16 protein-coding genes and 3 pseudogenes are annotated in these 18246 nt (G+C 62.1%); 12 read left to right on the top strand and 7 right to left on the bottom strand.

Annotated elements, in window-relative coordinates; translation table 11 throughout:
- Window positions 1-387: 387 nt before the first annotated feature.
- Window positions 388-1317, bottom strand: coding sequence for a BadF/BadG/BcrA/BcrD ATPase family protein (locus E3O50_RS12225; protein ID WP_134449299.1), 930 nt, complete (start codon window positions 1315-1317; stop codon window positions 388-390).
- A 595-nt stretch (window positions 1318-1912) separates the two neighbouring features.
- Here E3O50_RS12225 and E3O50_RS12220 point away from each other — a divergent pair.
- The 4 genes from E3O50_RS12220 to E3O50_RS12205 all read left to right on the top strand — a co-directional run bounded on the left by E3O50_RS12220 (window position 1913) and on the right by E3O50_RS12205 (window position 8114).
- Complete coding sequence (locus E3O50_RS12220; RefSeq protein ID WP_134449298.1) at window positions 1913-2917, top strand: LacI family DNA-binding transcriptional regulator; 1005 nt, start codon at window positions 1913-1915, stop codon at window positions 2915-2917.
- Window positions 2918-4040: 1123 nt separating this feature from the next.
- Window positions 4041-5609, top strand: coding sequence for a multiple monosaccharide ABC transporter ATP-binding protein (gene mmsA, locus E3O50_RS12215; RefSeq protein ID WP_134558682.1), 1569 nt, complete (start codon window positions 4041-4043; stop codon window positions 5607-5609).
- Window positions 5606-6949, top strand: coding sequence for a multiple monosaccharide ABC transporter permease (gene mmsB / locus E3O50_RS12210; protein ID WP_134558681.1), 1344 nt, complete (start codon window positions 5606-5608; stop codon window positions 6947-6949). Before mmsA ends, mmsB begins: the two co-directional genes overlap by 4 nt.
- A 70-nt stretch (window positions 6950-7019) precedes the next feature.
- Window positions 7020-8114 (top strand): sugar-binding protein, encoded by a 1095-nt coding sequence (locus E3O50_RS12205; RefSeq protein ID WP_134450106.1) that lies wholly within the window; start codon window positions 7020-7022, stop codon window positions 8112-8114.
- A gap of 292 nt (window positions 8115-8406) precedes the next feature.
- Here the strand turns inward: E3O50_RS12205 and E3O50_RS19925 are convergent.
- Window positions 8407-8549, bottom strand: a pseudogene (locus tag E3O50_RS19925) (IS982 family transposase); the annotation flags it as partial.
- Between the two features lie 87 nt (window positions 8550-8636).
- Here E3O50_RS19925 and E3O50_RS12200 point away from each other — a divergent pair.
- Complete coding sequence (locus E3O50_RS12200) at window positions 8637-9821, top strand: ATP-binding protein (RefSeq protein WP_347233262.1); 1185 nt, start codon at window positions 8637-8639, stop codon at window positions 9819-9821.
- A 30-nt stretch (window positions 9822-9851) separates the two neighbouring features.
- Here the strand turns inward: E3O50_RS12200 and E3O50_RS12195 are convergent, their stop codons facing one another.
- Window positions 9852-10247, bottom strand: coding sequence for a hypothetical protein (locus tag E3O50_RS12195; protein ID WP_134558679.1), 396 nt, complete (start codon window positions 10245-10247; stop codon window positions 9852-9854).
- A gap of 228 nt (window positions 10248-10475) precedes the next feature.
- Between E3O50_RS12195 and E3O50_RS12190 the strand changes: the two genes are divergently transcribed.
- Together E3O50_RS12190 and E3O50_RS12185 are read left to right on the top strand one after the other, a co-directional pair.
- The gene (locus E3O50_RS12190; protein ID WP_134446636.1) at window positions 10476-11219 is read left to right on the top strand and encodes a type IV toxin-antitoxin system AbiEi family antitoxin domain-containing protein; all 744 of its coding nucleotides are present in this window, start codon (window positions 10476-10478) and stop codon (window positions 11217-11219) included.
- Window positions 11220-11227: 8 nt separating this feature from the next.
- Complete coding sequence (locus E3O50_RS12185; protein WP_134446635.1) at window positions 11228-12151, top strand: nucleotidyl transferase AbiEii/AbiGii toxin family protein; 924 nt, start codon at window positions 11228-11230, stop codon at window positions 12149-12151.
- Between the two features lie 4 nt (window positions 12152-12155).
- Here E3O50_RS12185 and E3O50_RS12180 read toward each other — a convergent pair whose 3' ends face one another.
- A complete protein-coding gene (locus E3O50_RS12180) occupies window positions 12156-12566 on the bottom strand; it encodes a hypothetical protein (protein ID WP_134558678.1) in 411 nt (136 codons plus the stop codon).
- Between the two features lie 143 nt (window positions 12567-12709).
- Here E3O50_RS12180 and E3O50_RS12175 point away from each other — a divergent pair.
- The 5 genes and pseudogenes from E3O50_RS12175 to E3O50_RS12160 all read left to right on the top strand — a co-directional run.
- Window positions 12710-12925, top strand: a pseudogene (locus E3O50_RS12175) (transposase); the annotation flags it as partial.
- Window positions 12917-13285, top strand: a complete 369-nt coding sequence (locus tag E3O50_RS12170) for a flagellar assembly protein FliW (RefSeq protein ID WP_241975301.1) — start codon at window positions 12917-12919, stop codon at window positions 13283-13285. The pseudogene E3O50_RS12175 and the gene E3O50_RS12170, both read left to right, overlap by 9 nt.
- 197 nt (window positions 13286-13482) lie before the next feature.
- Window positions 13483-13650, top strand: a complete 168-nt coding sequence (locus tag E3O50_RS19165) for a hypothetical protein (RefSeq protein ID WP_166787279.1) — start codon at window positions 13483-13485, stop codon at window positions 13648-13650.
- On the top strand, window positions 13647-14393 hold the full coding sequence (locus E3O50_RS12165; protein ID WP_134446633.1) for a cytochrome b N-terminal domain-containing protein: 747 nt from the start codon (window positions 13647-13649) through the stop codon (window positions 14391-14393). Before E3O50_RS19165 ends, E3O50_RS12165 begins: the two co-directional genes overlap by 4 nt.
- Complete coding sequence (locus E3O50_RS12160) at window positions 14390-15355, top strand: hypothetical protein (protein WP_241975300.1); 966 nt, start codon at window positions 14390-14392, stop codon at window positions 15353-15355. The genes E3O50_RS12165 and E3O50_RS12160 overlap by 4 nt, the downstream gene beginning before the upstream one ends.
- 279 nt (window positions 15356-15634) lie before the next feature.
- Here the strand turns inward: E3O50_RS12160 and E3O50_RS12150 are convergent.
- From E3O50_RS12150 to E3O50_RS12140, 3 genes and pseudogenes are all read right to left on the bottom strand, one after another.
- Window positions 15635-15930, bottom strand: a pseudogene (locus tag E3O50_RS12150) (transposase); the annotation flags it as partial.
- 359 nt (window positions 15931-16289) lie between these two features.
- Window positions 16290-17375, bottom strand: coding sequence for a DUF5808 domain-containing protein (locus E3O50_RS12145; protein ID WP_134446632.1), 1086 nt, complete (start codon window positions 17373-17375; stop codon window positions 16290-16292).
- Window positions 17372-17764: a GntR family transcriptional regulator gene (locus tag E3O50_RS12140; protein ID WP_134446631.1), complete on the bottom strand. Its 393-nt coding sequence runs from the start codon at window positions 17762-17764 to the stop codon at window positions 17372-17374. Before E3O50_RS12140 ends, E3O50_RS12145 begins: the two co-directional genes overlap by 4 nt.
- Window positions 17765-18246 lie beyond the last annotated feature (482 nt).

Below are 18246 nucleotides of genomic sequence, written 5' to 3'. Positions count from 1 at the left end.
GACACGGCCTGGATCAACAAGCCCGCCGAAGCTCAAGAAGACGAGCCGAAACTAGCCGCCTAAACTCACGCTGGCCTCATTCACCTTGACAAATTCCGCCATGCCGCTGCAGTCAGGCGACATCTGATCGAACCATTCACCACAAACAAAGTCGATCAACTTCGAGAGACGCTGGAGTGCATTCCGGCTCTCTGTAACGCCTGAAAATTATCAACGAGGGCTAGCTTCACCGCGTGATACCAAAGTCGACGTCGTCCGCTTTACGGACTCCGGGCTCGGCATCCATTGCAGCAAGAACGTCGCGGTGATCACGGCGGTGATCGGTATCCTGGTGCTCGTTCCCTTTGGACTCACTGATAGTTTGCGAAAGCCTTGATCAAGCCCTAGCTAATCTCGGGCGATGGACACGAGTCCGCGGAGAGCACTCTGCACGGCGAGGTGGGGCAGGAGTGTGGCGCCGTCGAGGCCGTTAGCGGTGGGGAAGCGCAGGTCGACCGCTGGCCAGAGGGCACGCAGGTCCCGCTCGAAGCGACTTGAGATCTCGGGCGCGCGCAGCACCCCGCCCAGACCGCCGACAACGGGCGCTGCGCGGGCGGCTTGTCCGACACGCTGGAGACCTGTGCGCACCGAGCGCACCAGTTCCGCGGCGGTGGCGTCGCAGATGGCGGCAGCGACGGTGTCCGTCGGGGCGAGCGCGGTGACCGCGCGCGACCAGGACGCGATGCGGCTGACCCGGTTCGGATCGGCCTGCAGCTCTAAATAGAGGGTTTCCAGGTTCGGGAATTCCGAGCGGACGGCCGCGGTGAGGTCGGTCGCCTGACCGCGCCCGTCGTAGTCGCGGACGACGGCATCGAGGGCGGCGCGGCCGATCCAGTAGCCGCTGCCCGCGTCGCCGATCAGATAGCCCCACCCATCGACTCGTGCCACGTCGTGCGCGCCGACCGCGAGGGTAACCACGCCGGTGCCGACCGCGATCACAGCCCCAAGGGTGTCGCCGAGGGACCCAAGATACGAGGTGACCGAGTCATGGGCGAGGAATACCTCCCGTACCCCGAGGTCGCCGCCGAGCCGGAGCAGGGCGGCGGCCTCGGCATCGGATTGCGTGAAGCCCGAAATGCCCGCGCTCACTGTGCCGATGCGAACATCGGCGGCACCTGCGATCCGGGCCAGAATGTCCGACAGTTGCGGGACAAGGTCCCGATCGGTACGGATGCCTTCGAAATTGAACGTCTCCTGACGGCCCTCGCCACTCTGCAGCACGGCACGAATGCCGGTCTGTCCCGCGTCAATGGCAACGCGGTGGGATGCGCCAGTCACTCCCGGCTGCCCGTCGCGTCGAACATGTCCTCATAGCAGCGCAGCTGCTCGGTGCCGGACGACGCCCCAAGTAGTGCCCAGCCGAGAGGCTCGACCGGAAAGCCCGGACGGCTTGGGTATCGTGCGTCGAGGAATGAACAACTTGTCGCACTTTTCCGCGACGCCGTCGAGACAGTCGAGCTCGGCCGGCAACACAACAATCGGGTAGTTCCGCTCGGTTCGATCACTTCCGCCGCGTCCCACCCCATGACCCGATCTACTGTGGCGGTGGCGGTCCAGGCCGGGCCGAACGGATACCGAAAGGAGTGTGGGAGGGCCGGAGCAGCTTCGGCCCGTGCGGAGGTGGCGGACATTGTGCAATAGCTCCAGACGTGGAAGAGCGAACCGCAGCATGCACGATCATGTCAACGCTGTCTCTCGCGAATTCACTGTACCACCGAGGGATTTGGACCCTGATATCTGGGGGTTTTGGGCCCTGATAGCTAGGGGGGACACGGCCTCGGTGACACTTGCGGCCCCCGGAACTTTGAGACTTGTGTCTGACCTTGACATGGGGTATCGGTTAGACTGAATGGTGACCGGCTGGGGAGACACCATGACGACGCAACCGAGAGCGACTCTGGCCGATGTTGCCCGGTTGGCAGATGTGAGTTCGAAGACGGTATCGCGTGTTTTCTCCGACGGTGTCGTGAGTGCCGCTACTCGGGCGCGAGTGCTTGCCGCTGCAAAGCAGTTGCGCTTTCGGCCCAATGTCCTCGCTCGCAGCCTCCGTCACGGCGGCGTGTCAAACACGGTCGCCTTCGTGATCGGTGACATCACGAATCCCTTCTACTTTCACGTTGCCGCCGGCATTGAGCGCGCCCTGGCTGACAACGGCCTGACCATGGTGCTCGCTACGACGGATGACGCGGCCGATAGCGAGGAAGGCGTTGTAGATGCCCTCCTTGCCCAGAGAGTCCGGGCGCTTGTGCTTATCCCGGTGGCGTCGGACCAGTCCTACCTTGATGGAGAACGCCAACTGGGTACTCCGATCGTGAGTGTCGACCGGCCTGCCAGTAACCTGTTGGCCGACTCCGTCGTTCTCCAGAATCGTGACGGAATGCGGGATGCTGTGCGTTCCCTCATCAGTCTCGGGCACCGCAGAATCGGTTTCGTGAGCAACCCGTCTGAGATCTATACCGTGCGCGAGCGGCTCGCGGGCTATCGTGAAGCTCTCGCCGAAGTCGGCATCAGCGACAACACGCGGTACGAACGATGCAACGACGATCCGACTGTGTCCGCAGAGAGAGCGGTGGCGAGCTTATTCGAACAGGCAGAGCCGCCCACTGCCCTGGTGACGGGCAACAATCGTGCCACTGCGGGAGCGGTGCGGTTCCTCCGCGGTCGCGAGCCGCGGGTCGCGTTCATCGGATTTGACGACTTCGACCTCGCCGACGCACTCGATATTTCCGTGGTCGCCTACGACACGATGGAAATCGGGCGTGCAGCTGCACAGCTGGCCCTCGACAGGCTGACGGACCCGACCGCCTTCATCCGGCAGATCCAAATTCCTACCCACCTCGTGCATCGCGGTTCCGGCGAGATTCGCCCGCCAGTCTGATCTGCCGAGCGGGCGACTTACCCGTTACCCGTTGCCCGCGCCTGCCACCCGTGCGGCTTACGTTCGCTTGAGCTATCCATCGGGCGAGACGATCTGGGCATACTTGTTGCCGAGTCTCATGAGGTCGTTCCGCGTCCCGAGATGCACGATGTGACCGCTATCAAGCACCTGTGGATCACACCGGCCGCCACCTGGTGCGACGAATACTTTCGGTGGCGTCCGCAATCCTGCCGATTATGTTGTCAAAAACACGATTTTCAGCATCAACGAAAATAGACAGCGCTGTCATATATTCCGGGAGCGTAGTAGGGTTCGGCGCGCGGTCGAAGACTTTCAACAAAGACAACTCGCTCACTCCAGAACGCAGATGTTTCGACCATGAGCACGGAGTGTGCCGAACCGACCCTGAACGGGGGGGCACTGTTCGACCTGAACCCCCGGCCACACGCGCGAGGTGACCCAAGGGTCGGCCGGGAGGCCGCTGGGACAGTGCCGGTCTCGAAGCTGATTTGGTCATCCGAGACGCGCTCATCTCAATGACAGCGTTGTCTAATTTTCTCGTAGTGGTGCTAGCGTTGCGATTGGCCCAGATACTTTTTGGGTTGCATCGTCCCGATCGAAGGAGATCCGTTGCGGCACGGTATGAGCAAGCCTCGTCTACGCACAGAGTGCGCGCCCGGCAGGAACCTGGACGGTGCGGGGAGCTCGGGTTCATGGGGCCAACTGGCTAAAAGCCGTCTCACTTCCGGAACACCTCGACTTCGTGTGAACGGCGCGCTCCGTACGCCGCCATCGGCTCACGCGCGTCAGCCGGAGACGACAATTTCGAGGGTAGAGGCGATCCCCGTTGACGAGCCTTCCAACAGGAACTCCGCCGTCAAATCAGGCACGATCGACGCCGGTGAGGGCGCGGCGAAGGTTACCTTCGGTGCCGACTCTCGGGACGCGACACCGCACGTCTCCTTCTGCGATTCGATGCTTCTTTCCCACGGCGACGCTGGCGGCTACGTCTCAGCAACAACCCCGCGTGATGTGCCCGGCCATTTGACGATCATTTCGGTACCGCGTTCGACACTGGACAAACCGCCGTGGTCCACGATCGCGACAAGTGAGGAGCACAACTATGTCCGGTGAGCGGCGTGCGGCGCGCGAGCCCGTCATCCTGGAAATGCGCTCGATCACGAAAGAGTTTCCCGGGGTTAAAGCGTTGTCCGATGTATCGCTCACGGTGACGGCGGGGGAGATCCATGCGATCTGCGGTGAGAACGGGGCGGGCAAGTCGACCCTGATGAAGGTGCTCTCGGGCGTCTACCCGTATGGCACCTACAGCGGGGACATCGTGTTCCAGGGAAAGGACGTCCATTTCAAGGACATTCGCTCCAGCGAAGCGGCTGGCATCGCGATTATCCACCAGGAACTCGCGCTCATCCCTGAACTCTCGATCACCGAGAACATCTTCCTCGGCAATGAGCCCACCAGATGGGGTGCCATCGATTGGATCAAGGCCAAGAAGACCGCTTTGGAACTTCTTGCCCGGGTCGGCCTCCGCGATGACCCTGACACCTTGATCAAGAACATCGGCGTCGGTAAGCAACAGTTGGTTGAGATCGCCAAGGCGCTCAACAAGTCGGTCAAGGTCCTGATTCTGGACGAGCCGACGGCGGCCCTCAATGAAGCGGACTCTCAGCATCTGCTTGACCTGATTCGGGGGCTCAAAGGCAAGGGCATCAGTTCCATCATGATCTCGCACAAGCTGAACGAGATCGAGCAGGTCGCCGATTCCATCACCATCATTCGCGACGGCAAGACCATCGAAACGCTCGACGTCGTCAACGACGGCGTCAACGAGGATCGAATCATTCGCGGCATGGTCGGCCGGAGCCTCGAAAGCCGGTTCCCGGAGCACACCCCCGACATCGGCGAGGTGTTCTTCGAGGTACGCGACTGGAACGTGCAGCACCCGCAGGTGCCCGAGCGGATGGTCGTGAAGAACTCGAGCCTTACTGTTCGCCGGGGCGAGATTGTCGGCATTGCCGGCCTGATGGGTGCCGGGCGAACGGAGCTTGCGATGAGTATCTTCGGTCGCTCCTACGGCAACTACTTGTCAGGCCGCCTATTCAAGGACGGCGTGGAAATCGAGCTGCGCAGCGTTTCGGATGCCATTGACCACGGTCTTGCCTACGTGAGTGAGGATCGCAAGGCGTTGGGTTTGAACCTGCTCGATGACGTGAAACGGTCGATCGTGTCCGCGAAGCTGTCTAAGATCTCCCGCGGGCCTGTTGTCAACGACGAGAAGGAATACGCAATCGCGGAAAGTTTCCGCACGAGCCTACGAATCAAAACGTCGAGCGTGGACGCGGGTGTGAACAAGCTCTCGGGCGGTAACCAGCAGAAAGTCGTGCTGGCCAAGTGGATGTTTACCGACCCCGACCTGCTGATCCTTGACGAGCCGACCCGGGGCATCGATGTCGGCGCGAAGTACGAGATTTACGGAATCATCCAGAAACTGGCCTCCCAGGGTAAGGGAGTGGTCCTGATCTCCTCGGAGTTGCCCGAGCTTCTGGGCCTCGCCGACCGCATTTACACGGTCTTCGAGGGAGCAATCACCAATTGCATCCTCGCGGCGGAGGCCGACCCCGAAACCCTGATGAAGAGCATGACCAGCGCCCGAAAGAAGGCCTACAGCAAATGAGCCAGCAGTTGAATACCGAAAAGAACACGAGCGGAGGGATCCGTGACCTGCGGAGAATGTTCGGCGGCGGCAGGTCCAGTCTGCGCCAGTTCGGGATCCTGTTCAGCCTGATCGCGATCATCGTGCTGTTCCAATACCTGACGCACGGCCTGACACTGTCTTCGGGCAACCTGATCAACCTCGTTAGCCAGTATTCCTACATCCTGATCCTCGCGATCGGCATGGTGATGGTCATCATCGCGGGCCACATTGACCTCTCTGTCGGGTCCGTTGCGGCTTTTGCCGGCATCGTCGTGGCGACCTCAATGCAGGACTGGCACTTCCCTTGGCCGGTTGCCATCGTGTTCGGCCTCGTCGTTGGTGCCCTAATTGGGGCGTGGCAAGGTTTCTGGGTTGCCTATATCGGCGTGCCGGCCTTCATCGTCACCCTCGCCGGGATGCTCATATTCCGAGGCGGTAACCAACTCATCGGCAACGCGAACACGGTCCCCGTCCCAGAAGGCTTCACCGTCATCGGTGCCGGATATCTCCCGGAGGTGGGCCCGTACACGGGGTACAACAACCTCACGCTTCTGCTCGGACTGATCGTCGTGATCGCCGTGGTCATGTCTGAGTGGCGCAGCCGAAAGGTGCAGCGGATCATGGGCTCTAGCCCCGCCCCACTCTGGGTGAGCGCGGTAAAGATCGTACTCCTCAGCAGCGTCGTCGTATATGCGACGGTACTGTTCGCGGGTGGGCGCACCGGAACGAGCTTCCCCGTTTCAGGAATCATCCTCGGAGTACTCGTGTTATTCTACGCCTTCGTGACGAAGAACACGATCTTCGGACGCCACATCTACGCCGTCGGCGGAAACAAGCTCGCGGCCGAACTCTCCGGCGTCAAGTCCCGCCGGGTCAACTTTCTCGTCATGATGAACATGTCGATCCTCGCGGCCCTGGCCGGGATGATCTTCGTAGCCCGCTCGGTCGCCTCTGGTCCACAGGACGGCCTCAGCTGGGAACTCGACGCGATCGCCGCGGTCTTCATCGGAGGCGCCGCCGTGTCCGGCGGCATCGGCACCGTGACCGGTTCCATCGTCGGTGGGCTCGTGATGGCTGTGCTTAACAACGGCCTGCAACTGCTTGGTGTCGGCGCGGACCGCGTACAGATCATCAAGGGCCTCGTACTCCTGGTCGCAGTGGGAGTGGACGTCTTGAACAAGAGCCAAGGCCGACCATCAATCATCGGACTCCTCACCCGCAACCGCAAGACAAATGAGTTCCCGCCCGAACCACCCCTCGTTGTGCCCGGATCTGGAACACCAGACACCGCGAGGCCCACGGCGACCCTGTCGTCGTGACCTCGGCCGCGCCCTCTCCCCACACCTTCACCACCCTGCCCAACACCACTGAGAAGAAAGCGAAACACACATGAAAAAACTCCTCGCGACCACAGCAATAGCCGCGGTGGCACTGATGGCACTCTCCGGGTGTTCCACCCGGAGCGACACGAGCAGCGGATCGACGGCTGCAGCGGCCGGCTTCGCCGCTGACTCGTTGATCGGAGTCGCCCTTCCGTCAAAGACGTCGGAGAACTGGGTCCTCGCCGGCGGACTCTTCGAAGACGGTCTCAAGTCTGCGGGCTTCACAGGGGACGTGCAGTATGCGGGCGCGTCCACCACGGTCAAGGACCAGCAAGACCAGATCTCCGCGATGGTCACCAAGGGCGCCAAGGTGATCATCATCGGCGCTGCCGACGGCGGCCAGCTCAGCACCCAGGTCAAGGCAGCCCACGACGCCGGCGCGATCGTGATCGCCTACGACCGGCTCATCCTGAACACCGCCGACGTGGACTACTACGTCGCCTACGACAACTTCAAGGTGGGCGCCCTCCAGGGCCAGGCACTGATCGATGGGCTCAAGGCCAAAAAGGCGAGCGGCCCGTACAACATCGAACTGTTCTCAGGCTCCTCCGACGACGCCAACTCAGCAGTCTTCTTCAAAGGCGCCATGAGCGTCCTCCAGCCAAAGATCGATGACGGCACCCTCGTCGTCGGCTCCGGCCAGGTCGACATCAAGCAGACGGCGACCGCCGCTTGGAAGGCCGAGAACGCGCAGAGCCGGATGGACTCTCTCCTGACCAGCACCTACGGAACCAAGACGATCGATGGAGTTCTCTCACCCAACGACACGCTCGCACGGGCAATCATCACCTCGGTGAAGTCCTCCGGTAAGCCCATTCCTGTGGTCACGGGTCAGGACTCCGAAGCGGAGTCAGTCAAGTCGATCATGGCAGGCGAACAGTACTCAACAATCAACAAGGACACTCGCGTGCTCGTCACCCAAGCGATCACCATGGCCCAGAAACTTCAGAAGGGCGAAACCCCCGAGGTCAACGACACCAAGTCCTACGACAACGGCAAGAAGGTCGTCCCCGCCTTCTTGCTACCGCCCGTCATCGTGACCAAGGCCAACGCAGCAGAGGCCTACGCGAACGACCCGAAACTCGCACCGCTCACCAAATAATCCCATAACCGCTGCAGCATCCAACGGCATCAGGGCCGGCCTCACACGGGGTCGGCCCTGAGGCATTCATGCCCTCGCCGGCACTCACAAGTGGCATCGATTCTCGGTCAGATCGGTGGTCACGATCGGCGGAATACTGGCCGACTACAGCTCGGAACCGGCCGACTGCAGGCCTTCTCGTGACCTACGCAAAGACGGCGTTGTTCATCGTTTCTCTCCCGCGAAAGATCTGGTCGTATGCGGTGAGGCATCGTTTTTTGGGGGTTCCGAGGAGCCAGTTGTGCCAGATTCATGCGGCAAGGGCGAGGCGGCGACCGGCAACGCGGGAGTAGACGCCGGGGACGGCGGTCCACCGTGGTCCTTAAGGGCGAGATTTCCTGTGAGGTTGTCGAAGCAGGATACGACTCATTGGCGGATTCCGCCGAGTTTCCCGAAGCATCTTTTCGCGCCCGTGCGCCATTTTATAAGGAATTCTATGACCGAGTAAACGATTCGTTTACTCGGGGCTATATCGTTTTAGTTATGGAACTTGCGACGAACCCTTTCAAGCCCGGCGCGGGACGGGTGCCACCGGTTCTTGCCGGCCGGTCGGACGTCCTCAGTGAATTCCGTAACCGGCTCTACCAGGCGCGGGAAACGGGGGAGGGGGAACGACCCTGGATCCTCTCCGGTCTCCGCGGGGTGGGGAAGACCGTGCTGCTCAACCAGCTCGGACGCGATGCAGCCGAACTCAAGCTGGTTTTTGTGAAGGTCGAAGCCTCGAGCGGTAAGCCGTTGGCCGTAGCATTAGCCAAGGAACTCCACCTCGCACTTCGACGAATCCTCTCAAGCTCTGACCGCGCAAAAGCGCTCTGGTCCAAGGCCGCCAGCGTGCTGCGTTCCTTCCAAGTGCGTGTCAACCCGTCAGGGACCTACTCCTTCACTGTCGACGTCGAACCTGAGCCTGGCGTGGCTGACAGCGGCGATCTCGCCGTCGATCTCCAAGAGCTCCTAGAAACCATTGGGCTTGCTGCGCGTGAGGCCAACACGGTCATTTTGCTGGCCGTCGATGAACTCCAAGAAGCCTCATTCGAGGACCTCGCTGCGCTCAACGTGGCCCTGCACAATCTGGGCCAAGATGTCTTCCCCGTCCCCGTCGTCTTCGTTGGGGCAGGGTTGCCGTCCCTGCCTGCCGTGCTCGCCGATGCAACGAGCTACGCGGAGCGCCTCTATGACTATCGCCAGATCGGGTTGCTCGACACCGCCGCAACCTCTGACGCCCTCACCGCCCCGACTCGTGCCAACGGAGTCGACTGGGAGCCTGATGCCCTGGATGCAGCGGTGACGGCCACTGGGGGATACCCCTATTTCATCCAAGCCTGTGGAAGCCACGTCTGGGCCGTGCGAGCCACGGACACCATTACTCTTCAAGACGCCCAAATCGGCATCGAGTCAGCGCGAACTGAGGTCGAGCAGGGTCTCTATCAATCGAGATGGGAGCGGGCCACCCCGACACAGCGGGCCTTCATGTCCGCAATGGCCACCGACAACGACGCCCCCTCATCAATGGCCGAACTCGTGACCCGTTTGCGGAAGAAACGCACTACGGACCTCTCCGTCAATCGCCGAGACTTGATACGGAGCGGACACATCTACACGCCCGAACGCGGTTTCGTCGCATTCACCGTGCCCGGCATGGCCGACTTCATCACCAGACAAGGCGAATAGCCCGCCAAGCACCCGCGTCGACATCGGCACCTACCCGTGAGCAATGAACGACCGTGCCGCAGCGACCACGATCGGCCCGACTACAACCAACGGCTCACCACGCAACAAGGCCGCCGGAGACTTGTCACCCAACTCCGGATTCATCCCTTGGAACCACGCCTGGACAATCGTCGCGCTCTCACGTTCACTCAAAATGCCGGCCACATAAAAAGAGGTACGCAATCGCTGGACGACGTCCGCGCCAGGTGCTCGGGACCCATCCGCCCATTCACGCACAGAGCGGGTGTTCGACACCCGGCCCAGATAAGCGACGAGCTGGGCGCCGAGGAGCTCGCGGAGACCCGTGACAATCCCGCCAGTATCCAGCCGCACAGAGTCCTCGTACGCGCGATAACCCGGCTGCGCAGCGGAGACAGGAATGCTCATAACCGAGAGTCTTCCGCATCACGGACCCAATAGCAAGAATCACTAGCATTTCAACAGGTAATATCACAGGTGATATAACACCCAATATGACTGATAATGTTAATTATGTCAGTTTGCCCTGATCGGAGGCACTTTTTCTTCCAGCAAAGTGTAAAGAGGTGATTATTGCGACCACTGATACTGCACCCATTACTTCAATATTCACGCTCTGGGTGTAATTATTGAAGTATGAAACCTCGGGATGCGCTTCGGGTTGTGCAGGATCTTGCCTCCTCGCAGTGGGGTTTGCTGACCACGCCGCAGGCCCGCAGCATTGGCGTGACGGCGGCGCAGCTGGCCAGGTTCGCTGAGCAAGGCGCCCTGGTGCGGCTGCAGCATGGCCTGTATGTGGTCGCCGGCGTACCGTTTGATCGGCACCGGGATCTGCAGGCGGCATGGCTTGCCCTCGACCCGCGGGTGCCAGCGTATGAGCGCATCAATATCCCCGGGGTGCCGGTCGTCTCGCACGGTTCTGCGGCTGAGCTGCATGGCCTCGGGGACATCGAAGCGGATGTCCACGAATTCACTGTGGGTAGCCGCAAGCAGAGTCGACGCGAGGATGTTCGCATTCACCGCGGCCACGTTCCGAAAACCGATTGGACTCAAAAAACGGGTCTGCCCGTCACGACACCTGCTCGCACCGTTGTAGATCTCGCCGCGGCCGGGATCGACGGTGGACATCTGGCCGTGGTGGCCCGAGACGCAATCATCACGGCCGGCGTCAGCATGGGGCAGCTCGGCCGCCAGCTCGCGCCCTTCGCGGCCAAGTACGGTGCCCCCGCCAGCGACGGAGACGCTCTCCTGAAACGTTTCCTCGATGAAGCCGGGATCCCCGCGGTCTCCGAAGGGCTGGCCAACAACCGGGTGCAGGAAATCATGGACCAGCTGGCGGTCACTGCCGCCCGGCAGGTGAGCCCGCAGGCCGATGATTGACTCAGAGAATGAGTGAACCCCGGTACTCCACGCCCGCTGCTTTCCAACGCGCCGTCACCGACAAACTCAAAATCGCGGCCGCCCTCCGACGACGTAAATTCAACGAACTGTCCCGGGAGTTCCTGCTGCAACGATTTCTCGCTCGCGTGTTCACCAGCCCTGATTCGATGTGGGTCCTCAAGGGTGGAACCGGGCTACTGATGCGGCTGCCCGGCAGCCGACACAGCCAAGACCTGGATCTCTTCCACCGGACGGCAGACCTGGCAACGGCCGTCGATGAGCTGCAAGAGATCGCAGCGCTCTCGGGTCTGGACCAGTATCGGTTCGTGCTCAGCGAACCGGTGAGCATGACCGGCGGCGTGGAAGGAGCCACGATCAAAGCCACCGTGTACCTGGGTGTCCATGAAGTGGGCGCCTTCCCGATCGACCTCTCCACCCAGCTGGAGTTGGTGGCCGGGATCGACACCCTCAACGTCGAGCCAATCATCGAGATTGACGATGTGGCACCCCTGCCCCCGTTCCGGATCTACCCGCTGCCTGATCAGATCGCGGACAAGGTTTGCGCCATGTACAGCACGTACGGGCAGCAGCAGGGGCCCTCCACCAGGTACCGTGACCTCGCTGATCTCGTCACAATCATCACTTCAACAACCTTCGACGCCGCAGCAACCCGCACAGCTCTCGTTGCTGAATCTCGACGTCGTGGAATCGAACTACCACACACCATGCAACTGCCAGCCGCGTCCTGGATCACCGGTTACACGGCGGCCGTTCGACGATTCGCAGCCTTGCCCCCGGCCCTCCGCGACGTCGACGCTGCCCTCGAATTCACCGCGGTCTGCCTGAACCCGCTCTTGGCTGGAGACATCGTCTCCGGTTCATGGATCTCCCAAGCAGCGACGTGGATGGACGCAACACCACCCGCCCCGTAACTACCTAAACCGTCGGGCGGTGGCCGGGACCGCGTTGAATTGGGTCGTCGTTTGAGGCGGGCTTTTCCTGCTCGAGGTGACGCTCGCGTAGGCGCCGCACACGCTCGGCCACATCGACGGCTCCTCCCAAATCGGTGTCCCCGGACAGCCGCGCCCGGAGACCGGCCACGCGCCGACTCGCCTCCGCCGCAGCGTTGTCCTCAACAACACGGAGACGCTCGAGCGACGCGGCGGCCGCCGTGTAGGCATCGTCATCTGTGCGAACAGCGCCGAGAGGCGACTCGGTGTCGGTGATCTGATTCAGGTCGCGGAAAGCAACCACGTTGCCAAGGTCGCACCGCCACGCCTTCTGCAGGGAGGCGTCATCCGGGGAGGGGCGCAGTTTCGCCCTCCACGGCTCCGGTTTCGCGGTCACAGTATCAACCAACGCCTGGGTCCGGTCGTGGATGAGCTCGGCCTGGGCGTGCAGCTAGGCGCGAGTCTCCCGATTGTCTCCGTCCACTCCTACCGGCGGAGGACCGACCCAGCTCGGCAGTCCCGTCTCTGATTGCGACCCCGCTGGCACTCCAATGCGGTGGTGATAGATCTTCGCGAACGACTCGACGGTCGAGCCTCGTCAACGCCCTAGGCACGGACACCGGGATCTCTAAGTTCGAAGTGTCGCGAATTTGCGCGGATCTGGACGGGGAAGTTACCGCGTTCCGCGACCGGCACCTGGGCGTGACAGGCTACCTTTCCGTGTTCCTCGACGCCACGTACTGCAAGGTGTGCATCACACCGCGGCCAGTGAGCGCCACCCTGACATTGGTCTCCCCACCGCCCGGGCTCGACTCGCTGACCGAGTTCGACTTCACGGAGATAACCGGCGCGGACGGCCTCTACACGCTGCAGTCCGCGGACGACCGGCAGACCCGGCTGTTCGTGCTCGACGCCGTGATCTACCTACCGGACTACTCCCCCGTCATCACCGACGACCACGCCCACTCCCTTGACCTCGCCGGCCCCGAAGACGCGCTCGTTCTCGTCGTGACCAACCCGCGCCAGGGCGGCACGACCGTGAACCTGATGGTGCCGATCGTCGTGAACCCTGCGACGGAGCGATGCGCGCAGATCATCCTCGAAGGCCAGAGCTGATCCCTTCGCGCAAACTCGGCGCCCACCCGAAGTCCTGAACGCACCCTCCGCAGCACTCCTTCCTGAACGTAATCTCAGGTTCTTTCCCCACGGAATGATGAGCAGATTTTCCCGAACGGGAATAGCGTGAATTTCATCGGGGCACAGCCGCTCGGATCCACCCGTGGCTGGCTGATATCCCGAGCAATGGAGCCGCAATGCATCCGCTCATCAGTTACTTTGCGACTCAGGACAGTCCAGGCATCTATGTCGGCTGGGGGGCATTCCAGATCCAGCTCGGCAATCTCATCGTGATCATCGTGATCATCGTGCTGTTTCTGCTCGCCCTGGTGCTCCCGTTCCCGAGTGGGAAGAAACGCCCATGAGCATCCGCGAGGAGCAGAAGAGTGAACCCGCCGAGGAGTACTACACCTGGACGGGTAAAGCCCGAGGCTGGTTGCTCAAGCACCTGCCCGCCGACAAGCTGCTGCCACAGGACCAGCCCAGCTACGTCGCATCCTGGATCTACGTTTTCGGCATGGGCGCCATCGTCTCGCTCGTGTTCATCGTCGTCTCGGGGGTCGTGCTCAGCCTGAACGGCCCGGCCTGGTACCACATCTCCGACTTCGGCCACTTCGTGAACAGCGTGCACCTCTGGAGCGTCGAGGTCTTCTTCATCACCATGGTCGTGCACCTCTGGGGCAAGTACTGGATGGCCGCCTGGCGAGGCGGGCGAACGCTCACCTGGATCACCGGGGTGGCCGCCTTCCTCGTCTCGATCGTCGCGGCATTCACCGGGTACCTGCTCCAGACCAACTTCGACTCGCAGTGGATCGCCTTCGAAGGCAAGGACGCACTCAACGCCTCCGGCATCGGAGCCTGGTTCAACGTGGCCGACCTCGGCCAGATCTTTGGTTTCCACATCGTGCTGCTGCCCCTCGCGGTCGGCGCCGTCGTCGCGCTGCACGTGATCCTGGTGCGGATGCACGGGGTCGTCCCCCCGATCGACGCGGCTGAGAGCGACGCCCAGCTGAGTGGCGACGTGCTGCTCGGCGACGGTACAGCGCTCGGCCACAGTCCAGCGGCCCAACCGGACGCGAACCCGGAACAGAGGGAAGCGACGCGATGAGCACCGCAACGACGTCCCGCTCCAATCGCGACGCCCTCGCCCGACGCCCCTGGCGCGGAAGGGTGCGCGAATACGACCTCTTCAAGGAACTCACCGTTGCCCTCGTCGTCGTCGGACTCCTCATCGTGGGTCTCTCGGCGATCGTCGGCTCGCCGGACGAACCGAGCGTCACCCTCAAGTCCTGGGCGCAGGCAGAACCGGCGGACTTCGTCGCGACGGCGACCGCCGAGCTCGGCGGAACGAGTGATTCCGCCGGTTACGGGCCCCCCTACAACAACACTCCCGACGCGACCCAGACCATCGGGGCCTTCGACCTGCAGAGCTTCTCCGGAGTGCGACTGCCGATCGACACGGCGCAGGACCTCGTGATCACCCCGCTGACGACCCTCAACGTACCCCCGAGCGCCGCCCTCGACGCGTGGAACACCGCGATCGACACCCAGAAGACCGACTGGACCGCCGCATACACGGATGCCCTCACGAACGCCCCCGACGGCGACCCCGCCCAGGTCGCCACCGGCGGCTACGGGCCCGTCCCGGTCCTCACCGGTGCTCTGCTCACGATGGCGAGCCAGGGCGCACTCGACGGCGTCCTGAACGCCCAGCAGTCCTTCTACAACTCCGACTACACCCGCACCATCCTGTTCCTCGGCGACGGCGCCTACTTCAGCGACCTCGCGAACGCCCAGCACCTCACCGGCGACCAGTGGGGCATGATGAACGAAACAGGGAATACGCCCGGACAATCCTGGCTGTGGCTCTTCTCCTTCTGGTACCAGGTCGAGCCATTCGCCTCCGCCCCGAACGCCGACCTGCTCGTCGTTCTCCTGATGCTCCTGCTGAGCGTGCTACTGACGCTCGTTCCGTTCATCCCCGGCCTGCGGGACATCCCACGGTGGATCCCGATTCACCGGCTGATCTGGCGCGACTACTACAAGAAACGCGAGACGGGCCGGGGCTGACCAGAGATTCTTAGGTGTGTCGGTCCTGCCGTCGAGGTGCAAAGTCCGTCGGGGATTGCGCTCGCATCAGGTCCGCAGTACCGGCGGAATCCGCCCTTACGTGTACGAGCTCGAAGCTGGGCTCGCACTGCACGCTTGAAAGGTCCTTTCCCATGCCCCGCTAAAACCCCTGCCTGCCGGAACTCCGTGAGTACCGCTCGCTCGCTGCCGACCCAGACGACTTCGACGAGTTCTGGGAGGGCGCCCTCGCCGACGCCCGCCGGTTTCCCGATAAGCCGCGCCGAGGGCCGTGACCAGGTCGTCGACTTTCCGGGTTGGGACGCCGTGGAGGTAAGCCTCTATAACGACGGCGAACAGGGCCTGTCCACCCGGCGGCGGCGCTCGAGGCGCGCGGGGACGAATGAACCCTGCCGCAGATTGGGGATCTTCAGGTTCAGGTCTCCGGCGGTGGTCGTCGACAGACGCGGGCGGGCGCCGTTGCGTTGGGTGGTGCGGTCCTCGGAGCGTTCGAAACGGCCGGCGCCGATGAGGGCGGTGGCCCCCGCGTTGATGAGTTCCTGGTAGAGGGTTTCGGTCGCGACGCCCGACTATCACCGGCGTAGCTGTCTCCGAAGCTGTGAGACATCGTGTCCACGATGTCATGAGATAGCGTGTCCACGATGCATTGAGACAGGACATTTCACGGAGACGGTAGCAAATTCCTGCGAACACGGTCGCAGCCTGTGCTTCTCCTTCTGACGTGGCACTCCGCGATTTGAGCCTGTTATCGAAGCATGTGTCATCGAAGCATGGTCCACTGCTCATTCGACGGCAAGGACAGTGCAAATCGCTTCCAATGGGCACAGTGACACCTCGGACACCCGGGTCGACCGACGACTCTCCTCACGAATGCTTCCTTCATCGTCAAGGATCCCTCTTAGGGTCCCAGTGGCGTCTAGCCGTCGAAACGTAGGACGATCACAAGAGTGATCAGCGCGAGCAAGCCGGCCAGGAGCATCGCGGTTCTGGGATTGCCGAGGTTCACAGTCCATCCAAGTCCGAACCTGCGTGGAACGAGCAGTGCACGGTCTTCACGGTTGATGTAGAACAAGCCGCCGCGCCAGAACCTGTCGTCGTCGCGGTGCGTCAGGCCGGTTTCTGGTTCGGCGACATCGCCCCGGTCCCGGTTGTTCCTCGCCAGGACCAAGACCAAAACCACGACTGCGGCCAGGATCGGGAATGCGATGACCAGTGGCGCCCACGGTGTGACAGTGCCGGTCCACATGAGTACCGATGATCCAAGCATCGCCACGTCGATCATCGCGACAAGCCCGAGGACTGCTTTGGCGCTCAGCGCCTTGTACCGCCGATACCAATCAGCGGAGCCGACGGGGCGCGCTGGATCGATGTCGGGCCTGCTGCGGACGATCGCCGCCGCCATGGCGGCGAACAGAGCTGTCAAACCGATCTGCATGAACACCAAGGAGAAGGCTGTGCCAACAGACTTCACGGTCACCCTGTCGGGCAAACCTTTCGCGCCGTAGTGCACCGCGAGGACGTCGGGCATCGACGGGTACAGGAGCACTCCAGCTACTCCCGTCCCGACGGTAATAATTATGGCCGGAGCCAGCCACAGCCACGGGAACCGCAGAGGTTCCGTCCGTAATCCGATGTCCACCGCGATGCCCTGGTGGCGCCCCTCGAACCACCGTCCGGCGGCTTTCGCGGCTCGGATCTCCTGATTGGCCAGATAGAAGCACCCGTACCAGAGGCCGACAAGCGCCAGCACCGACAAGGGAAGCAACACCGGCTGCCCCGTCAGCGCGAAAATACCGACACCGACCCCGGCGACGACGAGGCCGCCAATTAGTACTCTCCGCCGATAGATGCGGGCCTGCCTTGTTACCGTGAGTTCCCCTGCATGCTCGGCTGGCACTCTGACCCCGAAGGGCACGGTCGGACTTGTGACCGATGGCAGCACCAGGGCCAGTAGGAGAACAAGTCCCAAGAGAACGAGACTCAAAATTATGGCGACGCTCATGGCGTGTCCTCCCGTTTCTTGGCACTGAATGACTCGAGCAGGGACCGGCACGTTTGAAGAACCTCATCGGCCGACATCCCTCTGGCGATGCCCTCGGCCAAAAGAGTCCGGGCCCGTGCTGTCCACTCCGAGGGGAACGTCCCGTCCGCTACCATCGCTATCACCACGGCACCGGATTTGCGATTGAGCCGAATCAGTCCCTCCTTCCGCAGAAGATCATAGGCCTTGTTGACGGTATGGAAATTGATCCCAAAGTCAGAAGCGAGCGTCCTCGTGGCCGGCAAAGAACTGCCTTCGGTCAGCACACCATCGGCGATAGCTTCCACGACCTGGTCCCTGAGCTGCTGGTAAATCGGCAACTCGCTGTTCAGGTCCACCTTGAGGATCATTACGCTCACCGCCTCGTTTGTTCTATCTAATATAGAACACATGGTGTTCGAGCGGTAGTGGTTTGGTTTGAAGCGTCTGGTCGACTCCATTGCGCTATCGAGGGCTCGTTTTAGGCGGGCGAGCACGTGGAAACGATGAGGTGAGGGTGCGCGTCGGCGACCGTTTCGCCCATGTCGGGCGATGGATCATGCTGCTTGAGATAGACGATTGCGAAACGACGGTTCTCCTCGAGAATTGCTTGGATCTTAACGAAGTTCGGTCGTTGCACTTGTCGGTATTGAGCCTGTTCGCTTGCGGGGGAGAATCGCCGAATTGGCGGCTGCCCATAGGGTCACGCAAGAGCGACAACACTGTGACGCTTGCGACCCAGGAACAGATCCTGGGTTACGTCCCTGTGAGTGGTGTGGTTTCCCGCTCTTGAGCGTTGCTTCTTCAACGCGAAGAGCCACCGTGGGATGGTCAGTGAGTACCGACTAAGCAA

Origin of the sequence: Cryobacterium sp. MDB1-18-1, assembly GCF_004402735.1 — a bacterium.
Taxonomy (GTDB): domain Bacteria; phylum Actinomycetota; class Actinomycetes; order Actinomycetales; family Microbacteriaceae; genus Cryobacterium; species Cryobacterium glucosi.
The sequence above is the reverse complement of the archived record's forward strand: the minus strand, read 5'-3'. Positions and strand labels throughout refer to the sequence as shown.